11 protein-coding genes are annotated in these 9251 nt (G+C 51.6%); 2 read left to right on the forward strand and 9 right to left on the reverse strand.

Annotated features, from left to right (window positions below):
* Position 1: 1 nt before the first annotated feature.
* Positions 2-799: a glycoside hydrolase family 16 protein gene (locus VFS25_RS02345; protein WP_326460504.1), complete on the forward strand. Its 798-nt coding sequence runs from the start codon at positions 2-4 to the stop codon at positions 797-799.
* An 81-nt stretch (positions 800-880) separates the two neighbouring features.
* Here VFS25_RS02345 and VFS25_RS02350 read toward each other — a convergent pair whose 3' ends face one another.
* Genes VFS25_RS02350 through VFS25_RS02360 form a run of 3 tightly spaced genes read right to left on the reverse strand, consistent with a single transcriptional unit; the run spans position 881 to position 3813 of the window.
* Positions 881-1681, reverse strand: coding sequence for a ThuA domain-containing protein (locus VFS25_RS02350; RefSeq protein ID WP_326460505.1), 801 nt, complete (start codon positions 1679-1681; stop codon positions 881-883).
* A complete protein-coding gene (locus tag VFS25_RS02355; protein ID WP_326460506.1) occupies positions 1651-2283 on the reverse strand; it encodes an HAD family hydrolase in 633 nt (210 codons plus the stop codon). Before VFS25_RS02355 ends, VFS25_RS02350 begins: the two co-directional genes overlap by 31 nt.
* Before the next feature lie 39 nt (positions 2284-2322).
* Entirely contained in the window at positions 2323-3813 is a 1491-nt protein-coding gene (locus VFS25_RS02360) for a PLP-dependent aminotransferase family protein (RefSeq protein WP_326460507.1), read from the reverse strand.
* An 86-nt stretch (positions 3814-3899) separates the two neighbouring features.
* On the opposite strand from VFS25_RS02360, the gene VFS25_RS02365 reads away from it, so the two are divergent.
* A complete protein-coding gene (locus tag VFS25_RS02365; RefSeq protein ID WP_326460508.1) occupies positions 3900-4808 on the forward strand; it encodes a hypothetical protein in 909 nt (302 codons plus the stop codon).
* An 18-nt stretch (positions 4809-4826) separates the two neighbouring features.
* On the opposite strand, the gene VFS25_RS02370 is transcribed toward VFS25_RS02365, so the two are convergent.
* The 6 genes from VFS25_RS02370 to VFS25_RS02395 all read right to left on the reverse strand — a co-directional run.
* Entirely contained in the window at positions 4827-6527 is a 1701-nt protein-coding gene (locus VFS25_RS02370) for a hypothetical protein (protein WP_326460509.1), read from the reverse strand.
* 78 nt (positions 6528-6605) lie between these two features.
* Complete coding sequence (locus tag VFS25_RS02375) at positions 6606-7136, reverse strand: NADPH-dependent FMN reductase (RefSeq protein WP_326460510.1); 531 nt, start codon at positions 7134-7136, stop codon at positions 6606-6608.
* A gap of 60 nt (positions 7137-7196) precedes the next feature.
* On the reverse strand, positions 7197-7625 hold the full coding sequence (locus VFS25_RS02380; protein WP_326460511.1) for a MarR family winged helix-turn-helix transcriptional regulator: 429 nt from the start codon (positions 7623-7625) through the stop codon (positions 7197-7199).
* 54 nt (positions 7626-7679) lie between these two features.
* Complete coding sequence (locus tag VFS25_RS02385) at positions 7680-8096, reverse strand: OsmC family protein (RefSeq protein WP_326460512.1); 417 nt, start codon at positions 8094-8096, stop codon at positions 7680-7682.
* A 27-nt stretch (positions 8097-8123) separates the two neighbouring features.
* Entirely contained in the window at positions 8124-8429 is a 306-nt protein-coding gene (locus tag VFS25_RS02390) for a GNAT family N-acetyltransferase (protein WP_326460513.1), read from the reverse strand.
* 35 nt (positions 8430-8464) lie between these two features.
* Positions 8465-9251, reverse strand: a 787-nt coding sequence (locus tag VFS25_RS02395; protein ID WP_326460514.1) for a DNA-formamidopyrimidine glycosylase family protein, incomplete at its 5' end; no start/stop codon positions are given.

Raw genomic sequence — 9251 nt, forward strand, 5'->3', positions numbered from 1 at the left:
TATGCAAAAGGCCATTATCCTCGCCATCACCCTGGCAACACTGGCAAGTTGTAGCAAACACAATGATATGAGCATCGAAAAACCCGGTACAGCAACCGGCGCTAAAAAAGCAACACCCATAAACGCTGCGGCAGAAAGAACCATCCGCTTTAGCAGCATTAACTGGACCGTACGCAATGAAAGCGGCACCAGCGGCCCGGATGACAACTACTGGAGCAACAGCACTAACAACGTTTGGGTAGACGCCAACGGCTACCTGCATATGAAGATCCGTAAAGATGCCGCTACCGGGCGCTGGTATTGCGCTGAAGTTATATCGCAGCAAAGCTTCGGTTACGGCTCCTACATCTGGAAAATTGAAGGCCGGGTTGACCAGCTGGACAAAAACATTGTATTCGGCTTATTCAACTATAAAGCAGGCGACGACGGCCATCATGAGGTTGACATTGAGTTTGCACGCTGGGGCAACAATGCCTGGCCCAACTACAACTACACCGTGTACCCTGCTACCGGCGACCCTGACAGCAATGCCCATCATGAATTTGAGCTGGCGCTGAACGGCACTTACAGCATGTACAAATTTTACCGTACCAGCACATCTGTTTCTTTCAGGGGCTTCCATGGCCATGTGGAAGACAACAACAACTCTTTTTTCCCATGGACCACGCCTGCAGGTTTCCCGGTTAGCACGCTTGCTTTACCGGTGCACATGAACCTGTGGCTGTACAAACACCTGCCGCCTTCCAACGGACAGGAGGTGGAGCTGATCATCCACGAATTTATTTACCAGCCGCTGTAAATATTACAGTTGCGCAATGGCATAGGTGCAAAAAAACCGGGGTGGTTTGCCCCGGTTTTTTTGCACACCTGTGCCTTACTTTTACATTCTTCCGGCGGCCCAAAAGATGGCGTTGCGGAAAATAGTTGTGTAAGCGGTATTGTTAAATAACGCCGGCGAGTGCCCCATGAAAATGTAAATATTGCGGGCTTTGTAATGCGGGTTGGTCCAGATAACAGGATGGTCGCCCATTTTTTTATCAGACGCCGGTACGTAGCTGCTCTCATCCACGCTGGCAATTACGTGCACATTGGGCCGGGGGCTTTTGTCATAAGTGTACCACTCTTCCTTTTCAATCGTGAAGTTGGCAGGCAGCCCTTTCATAACCGGGTGCTGTGCATCCTCTACCTTTACTGTACCATCTGCAAAACCAGGTATATAATTTACAAAGCGGATGCCGCCCATAAACCCGTGAAACCATTGCCACATGGGGTAACCGTCAAACTCGCCAAGTAAGGTTGCATGGTGGAAACCTATCCAGCCGCCCTGCCCTGTGTTAATGTATTTTTCAAATGCCTGCACGGCCCGGGGTTTCCAGGCGTAGGGCGGATAATCCAGCTGTATGAACAGCTGGTATTTTTCCAGGTAATGTGCATCTAAGCTGTCGGTGTTCTGAATATAATCTATGGCAAAGCTGCTGTCGGCCGCCAGTTGGTTCAGCCATATACGGGCGGCTTTTGAATAGGCAATATGGTGCCCGCCGTTTTCGGCCAGCGCCAGCACACAAAACCGGGGCGCTTTGCTTTGTGCCTGTGCAGGCAGCAGCCACAGGGCCGCGCAGATGATGAGCAATGATTGCTTATACAGGTGTGTCATTTTCCATTTGGCAGGGTAAAGCCCCATTTGGCCAGCTTTTCCCGGGTAGATGCGTAGCTCTCGTGCAGCAGGCCGTTAATGCCCAGCCCATCTGCCACAGATACGAACATGGGGCGGTCTTCAATATAAATTACTTCATCCGGTTTTACCAGCGCAATGTCCAGGGCTATGCGGAAAATATCAGCATCCGGCTTACGGAAATGCACAAAGCAGGAAGAAATAAAGAAGTCAATAAACTTATTCAGCCCAAAGGTGCGGATGCGGTATTCATTCAGCTCGCGGCCCTCATTATTCACAATAGCAATCTTTAACCCGTATGTTGCCTTTATCTGGCATATCAGGTCAATCATCTCCGGGTAGGGCTCTGTACGGCTGTACATGAAATCTTTGAACTGCTGCCGTGAAAAAGAGCGGTCTTCATAAAACACAATACGGTCCAGGTATTCATCCAGCGTCAGCTTCCCTTCTTCATAAGTGTCAAAGGTAAGGTGATGGCGTTCTTCCAGCTCCGGCAGGTCCAGCGAAAAGTTAGCGGCAGCCTCTTTGCGGGCAGCACGGTCCCAGCCATTGCTTAATAATACGCCGCCAATATCCAGGAATAAAGTAGTGATGGGAGATGTTTGTTGCATGATTTTAAAAGTAAGAAAAATCCAAGAAATGAAAAGCAATTACATGCCTGCCAGTACGCGTTTCAGTTTTAGCACCGCCTCTTCGATTTCCGTTTTCCGGAAGCCGGTAAAGCCCAGCAGCAGGCCTTGCGGCTGCTTAAAACGGATGGTATAGTCACTTACCGGCTGTACAATAATGCCGGCTGCCGCTGCCTTCTGCAATAGCAGATCCATATTGCAGGACTGCTTTAGCCAGCCAATCAGGTGAATACCGGTGTCTGACGGCGCTATGTTAATGTATTTGCTTACATGTTTTTCGAGCAGCTGCAGCAGCTCATCCTGCTGTTTCCTGTACAGGGCGCGCATTTTCCGCAGGTGCCTTGCAAAGTGGCCTTCCTGCATGAACTGCGCTACAATAGCCTGGTCTATCACAGGGCTTTGCCGGTCTATGGTAGACTTCAGCTTTTTAAACTGCCGGGCCATTTCCGCGGCAGGCAGCACCATGTAGCCGATACGCAACGCGGGAAACAGCACTTTGCTGAATGTACCGATGTAGATCACGTGCCCCTTATCATCCAGCCCTTTTAAAGCAGGCACCGGGCGGCCGTTGTAACGGAACTCACTGTCATAATCATCTTCCAGGATCCACATCTGGTGTTTGGCGGCCCATTGCAGCAGCTTTAAACGTTCATTCAGCGGCAGCGTGCCGCCTATGGGATATTGGTGAGAGGGCGTAACATACGCCAGCCTGGCATCGGGGTAGTGTTGTATGCCGTAGTCAATATCCAGTCCATAGCCGGTTAACGGTACCGGGCACACGGCGCCGCCCCACCTGGTAAGCGCTGCCCTGGCGGAGCGGTAGCCGGGGTCCTCCATCCAGCATTGGTCGCCTTTTTTCAGCAGCAGCTGGGCAGCCAGGTTAATGGCCTGCCGGGAGCCGTTCACAATCAGCACCTGGTCCGGCGAGCATACAATGGAGCGGTTTACACGCAGGTAATCGGCCAGGGCCTGCCGCAGGGGTAAATAACCCTGCGTGTCCAGGTAGCCCAGGTACATCCGGTGCAGGTTGCGGTAAATACCGGCGGCAATGCGGGCCCATACTTTTATAGGAAAATGCTGCATGTCCATTACGCAGCTTTGAAAAGGCAGGGGTGGTTCCAGGGAGCTGTCGCCCAGTAAAATGGCGTCGCTCAGTGATGCGTCTTTATATTGCACGGTATCTGCCAGCGCCGTTCGCTTTTTTTGCGGCGCGTGTGCAGTTGCGGGCGCACGCTGCACATTATCGAGCTGCATCACATATGTGCCATCGCCTTTTTTACCTTCCAGGAAGCCTTCGAGCATCAGCTGTTCATACGCCTGGAATACGCTGTTGCGCGATACCAACAGCTCCTGCGCCAGCGTACGGGTAGCGGGCATCCGCTCCCCTGCTTTCAGGTGACCGTTAAAAATGGCCTGCTTTACCTGCTCATACAGCTGTGAATACAGCGGCGCTGTATGCTGCCGGTTCAGGCGAATGAACGGCATGAATATCTGCGGGGATGTTTTGCTCATAATGGCCCTGTTAAAATTCTCAAAATGGCTCTTTTTCCAATACCAATATACAACTACTTTTGTTTTGCATTACAAACAATACCGCCATGAAAATTGCATATGTATGTTATGAAGCCCAGGAAAAATATCTTATAGACACACTGGAGGATGAAGAGGGCCTGCTGCTGAAATACCTTACAGGCAAAGGGCTGCCGCTGGAACGGGTGGTATGGACAGATGCGGCTGTACATTGGGACAGCTACGATCTGCTGCTGATAAAATCGCCCTGGGATTACCATGAAAAAATTGAGCAGTTTTACCAATGGCTGCAACGTATGGAAGCAATGGGCATACCCATGTTAAACCCGCAGGAAATTATAAAATGGAATAGCGATAAACATTACCTGAAAGAAATGCTGAACGCTGGTTATAGCGTTATTCCTTCCGCCATCATAGAAAACGGAGCGCCCGCGCGGCTCACTCCGTTTTTCCAGACATTCAACACCGGGCAGCTGATCGTAAAGCCATGCATCAGCGGAGGCGCCCGGGACACATATACCGTTACACCGGGCAATGTGCAGGAGGTAGAAGCCCTGCTTAATAACCTGCTGCAAAAAGAAGCTTTTATTGTACAGCCTTTTGTGCAGGAAATTGAAACCACCGGCGAGTGGTCTTTTATTTTCTTCAACGGCCATTTCAGCCATTGCGTTATGAAACGCCCGCGCTCCGGCGATTTCCGCGTGCAGGCCATGTATGGCGGCACCACGCATAGCGTGGCCCCCGATCCGCTGTTCCTGCAAAGCGCTACTGCCTTTGTACAGCGCTTTGCCAAAGGCTGCCTGTATGCCCGGGTTGACGGCGTGGCCATTAACGGGGTATTTACCCTGATGGAGCTGGAGCTGATAGAGCCTTTCCTGTTCCTGGGCGAAGTGCCCAACGGCTATGAAGCTTACTACAGGGCCCTCATGCAATATCTGGCGCAGCACATGCCTTTGTTCAGGCTGCAAACGGCCTGACCATCATACGCTTTATTGCTATTGCCGCTGATAATCCACCACTACCCCGTTCACCCACAACCGGTGTGGCGATTTTACCACCTTGCCGCCTGCCGGGGTGCTTACCAGCACGGCTGCAGCGCCCGGCGGCAAAGTAAGCGCGTAGCTGCCCTGTATTGCTGATGTTATGAAACGGTGGGTAACGGTATTGTATAAACGCACCGGTTTGCTGCCGGTGGCTACCTGTATGGTTTTTGCGTGCGGGTAGGGATTATAGTACAGGAAAGTGGGATAAGCCGCATCCCTGAAAAAGTCGGTCGCCAGCAGGTTCAGCTGCAAAATGCCCGGCACGGTGGTGCTGCGGATAATGCTGCCGAAAATGCCCACATGCCCGCTGCCGTACACGCTGAACTGTGATACATCCGGGTTGCCCGGCGCCCACAAGGGGCCGTCGCCCTGCGCTACCGGCGCCTTTAAATGCGCATACTGCGGGTAAGAAGGCGAGTGTATGATGCCTTCATAACCGATCACTCCTTTGGTAACGGCAGCCTGCCCTGGTATGGTTTCATGATCGTCCGGCATATACTGCGTATAAAAGAAACGCGCTGCATTGGCAGCATGCAGCATCCACTTGCCGATAGCGTTTGCATAGGAAGCATCGTAACGCACCAAAGGCACCAGCGGCCAGGCGGCATCAAAGGTGTTCATTAAAAAGCCATAGCCGCCCCTGTCCTGCGTGCTGCCTACAATGCCGGAAATGTCAATACCGTTCCAGTTGCCCACCAGTACCCCCCATCCGGTGCGGCATTGCGCAGTGCCGTTAAAGGTCCATTCCAGGAACCGCTGTACGTTAAAATGCCGGCCCTGTTCCGCATTCAGCCGGGCAGCCATGTAAGCGGCAAAGGGCATGAATATTTCATAAAAGGTATTGCTATGCTGCTTTTCCAGGGTTTGCAATGCATGCACAGCGCCGCGCAGGTAGCGGATGTCGCCAAATTTTTTATACGCGGCATATAATACATAGGCATGGCCTGCAGCTGCAGCCGGCTGTTTACAAATGTTATTTTCCCGTGGCTGCAGGTGGGCGTAATCGAAAAAAGAATGATCATAATTGCTCCCCAGCACGGCATCGGCCTGCCGGAATTTTTCCGCGATGCGGCGGGCCAGCGTATCAAAATCCGGCTGCCGCGGGTAACGGTCGTAAATAGCGTAAAATAACAGGTTGGGATATACGTCGTACCACCAGTCGCGCCCATAGCCGCCGCCCAGCAGCGCTACTTCCGGGCAGGTGTTGTTCATCATAATATTCCAGCCGGTTTCGCGGTTGAAATAATTTTTGAGCATGCCCGCATAGTTCAGTCCTTTACTTTTATCAATGCCCACTAAGGTAGCGCCTAATGTGGCGCCCATAGCGGCCAGCGCTTCATGGAACATGCCTTTGTTATGCTTGCCCTGCCGCTCATCGCCCAACGCGGTGTACAGCCCCACTACCGGCTGCGGAAAGTTATGCGCGGTACTGTCCCACCACACCAGCGGCCAGTACGGGCCGGTAGCGTGAAAGTCATACACCGTGCTGTCGAAACGCCGCGCCATGGCATGCCAGTCAATAATCTGCAAAGGCTGGGGAATGGCCGACATGCTATCTATACGCGCCAGGTGATGTTGTGCTACCGGCGCAGGATTTTCCTTGCAGCCAACGGCCAGGCTTATACAAAGGAACAGGCAAAAGGGTTTTAGCATACCGTGGAATTTGGTAATAAGTTAGCTAAAATTCTGCGGTTGCTGCAAGCCCGCTATTTAACAGGGCGGCTGTTATGTTCAGCTGGCAGCTTTCATATCCTGTTTCTTTTGATCAATGGCTTCTGCCAGCCACAGGAATTTTTGTACGTACTGCGTGGTTGTTTCCTCAAATGCGGGGTTTATAAAAGCGCCCTGCAAGTCAATCTTCTCCTGCACTACGGGCACCAGGAGCATGGTGGGCAGCGGAAAGCCATGCAGGGCCAATATAAGCTGCTGCATTTGCAGGGCTGCGCGTATACCGCCCAGCTGACCGGCGCTTACGCTTACGGCGCCAATGGGCTTGTTGATGAATACTCTTTTGTCGGCCTCCTCTGTGGCCCTTTTCAACGCAGCGGCATAGCCGCCGTGGTATTCCGGCGACACAAACAACAGGGCGGCTGCCGTTGCCAGGCGGCTGCCGATGTTGGCCGGCAATGTGCCTGCATCGGCCAGGTCTATAATAAACGCTTCATGGGCAGACAGCGCCTGTATTTTATTTTCCAGTGCCAGCGCAACGCCATGGGATCGCCTCCCCTGCCGGATGCTGCTGGATATAATTGCTATTTTCATATGCTTTGTTTATAGGTTCAATAAATTATATAGCCGACTATGTATTTTATCAAAAAAAAGTCATTCCAGGTTTTTCAGCACTTTTTGCAGCAGGCTGTCCAGGGTTTTCCTTTCTGTGGCGGACAAGCCTTTTACGGTTTGCTCATCCAGCTCCAGCCCTATTTTGCCGGAAAGCTCCAGTGTAGCCCTGCCTTTCGCTGTTAAGTAAATGCGGGAAGTTCTTTTATCGTCCGGGTCCGTTACTTTTTTTACCAGGCCATTGGCTTCCATACGCCGTATCATGGTAGACATGGTGGCTTGCTGTATGCATATTTTATCTGCCAGCTCCGACATGGTTTGCCCGTCCTGCAGCTTTAGGCGGTACATCAGGAAGTCCTGCCCTTCATAAACATTCACGGCAGAGAGCATTTCATTTTTCCTGTTACGCCTGCGTTTGCAGATCTCAACAAATAGCGAACCAATGCCTGTATAGTGCTGCTGGTATTTCACACGTGTGAAGGTAGGGAAAATTAGTTAGGCGGCAAAGTAATTTCATTATTATTGCTACAACCCATCCATAATGGTAACAATTTCGCTGGGCTTGCCCAGGAGCCGGTGTATGGGGCAGGCTTTGGCTATTTCCAGCATGCGGGCGCGCTGCGTATCGTCCAGCTCACCGGTTAATGTTATCTCGCAAAAAAAGGTGTTGTTGCCGGAGGGCAGCTGATCGCCCTTTACCAGGTCTACCTTTACTTTAATGGCATCTACCTTCCATTGTTTGCGCTGTGCGTACATGCGCAGGGTAATTGTTTTACAGGAGGCCAGGGCGCTGCACAGGTAATCGCCGGGCGCAGGGCCGGCATCGGTGCCGCCGGCTTCCGGCAGCTCATCGGCCAGCAGGTGGTGCTGGTGTATGGTAATATCGGTGGAATAAGCAGCGCCGGTGTTAACCGCTTCTGCTGTAGCTATGATCTTTGGCAAAGCTGTATATTTTTATACAAGATACAATTATTCCGCCGCCACATCCGGCTGCCATATGTCAGCATAGCTTTCGGGATGGCGTTTAAACTGCGCATACACGTAAGGGCATAACGGCACTACCTGCAGCCGGTGTTCCCGGGCATAGGCCACCATTGCATTCAGCAGCTGTTTGCCGTAACCTTTGCCCTCCTCTTCCGGCAATATCTCTGTATGATACGCGGTAAGGGTTTTACCGGCAATGCCTATCACCATTTCGCCCAGCTGTTTGCCTGCTTCGGCTATGTAAAAAGCGCCGTGCGCCTTCTCATTAAGCCGGATGTGTATTTCTGCCATATCAATTGGTTTGAAAATGCTGAAGGTAACAAAAATCAGTCACCTGCCGGGGCAGGTTTATTTGTTTCGTACAACACCTGGCAGTTGTTGCAAAAAAAAGTACGGCGGTTGGTTTTGCCCAGGTATGCCTTTACAATGGGTATATGGCAGCGCGGGCATGTTTTTTTCGTATGTGCCAGCCAGTGCTTTCGTAATACAAAGGCTTTTTTCCATTCCAGGAAATCGTAGCTGTACTGCACCGCTTCCTTTATCAGCAGGTTCAGCTGCCTGGCAGGCAGTGCGCCTATGGTGCTTAAAGGATGCACCTTTATACGAAACAGCACTTCATTTTTTATAATGTTGCCGCAGCCTGCAAAAATATCCTGGTTCAGCAACGCATCGCAAACCAGCTGCTCCGGCATGGCCAGCAGCTTTTTCTTTGCTGTTTTGGCGTCCCATTTATCGCTCAGCACATCTGCGCTCCAGTCATACACCTCATCCAGCGGCGCGGTGATTACCTGTATGGAGCAGGCGTACAGGTTTAGCACGCCGTTTTTAAATTGTAAGAAAAGGCGGGGCGTTGTTTTCTTTTCTTCGCTGATAAGGTAAGAGCCGAACAGCAGAAAATGCACCCGGATGGTAAATTTGCGGAAGCAGATGAGAAAATGCTTTCCCCAGCTTTTAAAGTCGGTAACTACCTGCCCTTCCAGCGCCGGCAGCTCCAGCCGGGTATTGCCACCGGCCTTTAATACCTTTTTCCCCTTAAATTGCTGCAGGGCTTCCTTTAATATTACAATGGACGGACCTTCGGGCATAACGCTGCGTGTTTGGCTTACTGTCAGG

This window comes from Chitinophaga sp. (genome assembly GCF_035761305.1).
In the GTDB taxonomy this organism is placed as follows: Bacteria; Bacteroidota; Bacteroidia; order Chitinophagales; family Chitinophagaceae; genus Chitinophaga.

Coding starts and splice junctions, on each gene's coding strand:
- VFS25_RS02345 (WP_326460504.1), top strand. CDS start 2: ATGCAAAAGGCCATTATCCTCGCCATCACCCTGGCAACACTGGCAAGT.
- VFS25_RS02350 (WP_326460505.1), bottom strand. CDS start 1,681: ATGGGGCTTTACCCTGCCAAATGGAAAATGACACACCTGTATAAGCAA.
- VFS25_RS02355 (WP_326460506.1), bottom strand. CDS start 2,283: ATGCAACAAACATCTCCCATCACTACTTTATTCCTGGATATTGGCGGC.
- VFS25_RS02360 (WP_326460507.1), bottom strand. CDS start 3,813: ATGAGCAAAACATCCCCGCAGATATTCATGCCGTTCATTCGCCTGAAC.
- VFS25_RS02365 (WP_326460508.1), top strand. CDS start 3,900: ATGAAAATTGCATATGTATGTTATGAAGCCCAGGAAAAATATCTTATA.
- VFS25_RS02370 (WP_326460509.1), bottom strand. CDS start 6,527: ATGCTAAAACCCTTTTGCCTGTTCCTTTGTATAAGCCTGGCCGTTGGC.
- VFS25_RS02375 (WP_326460510.1), bottom strand. CDS start 7,136: ATGAAAATAGCAATTATATCCAGCAGCATCCGGCAGGGGAGGCGATCC.
- VFS25_RS02390 (WP_326460513.1), bottom strand. CDS start 8,429: ATGGCAGAAATACACATCCGGCTTAATGAGAAGGCGCACGGCGCTTTT.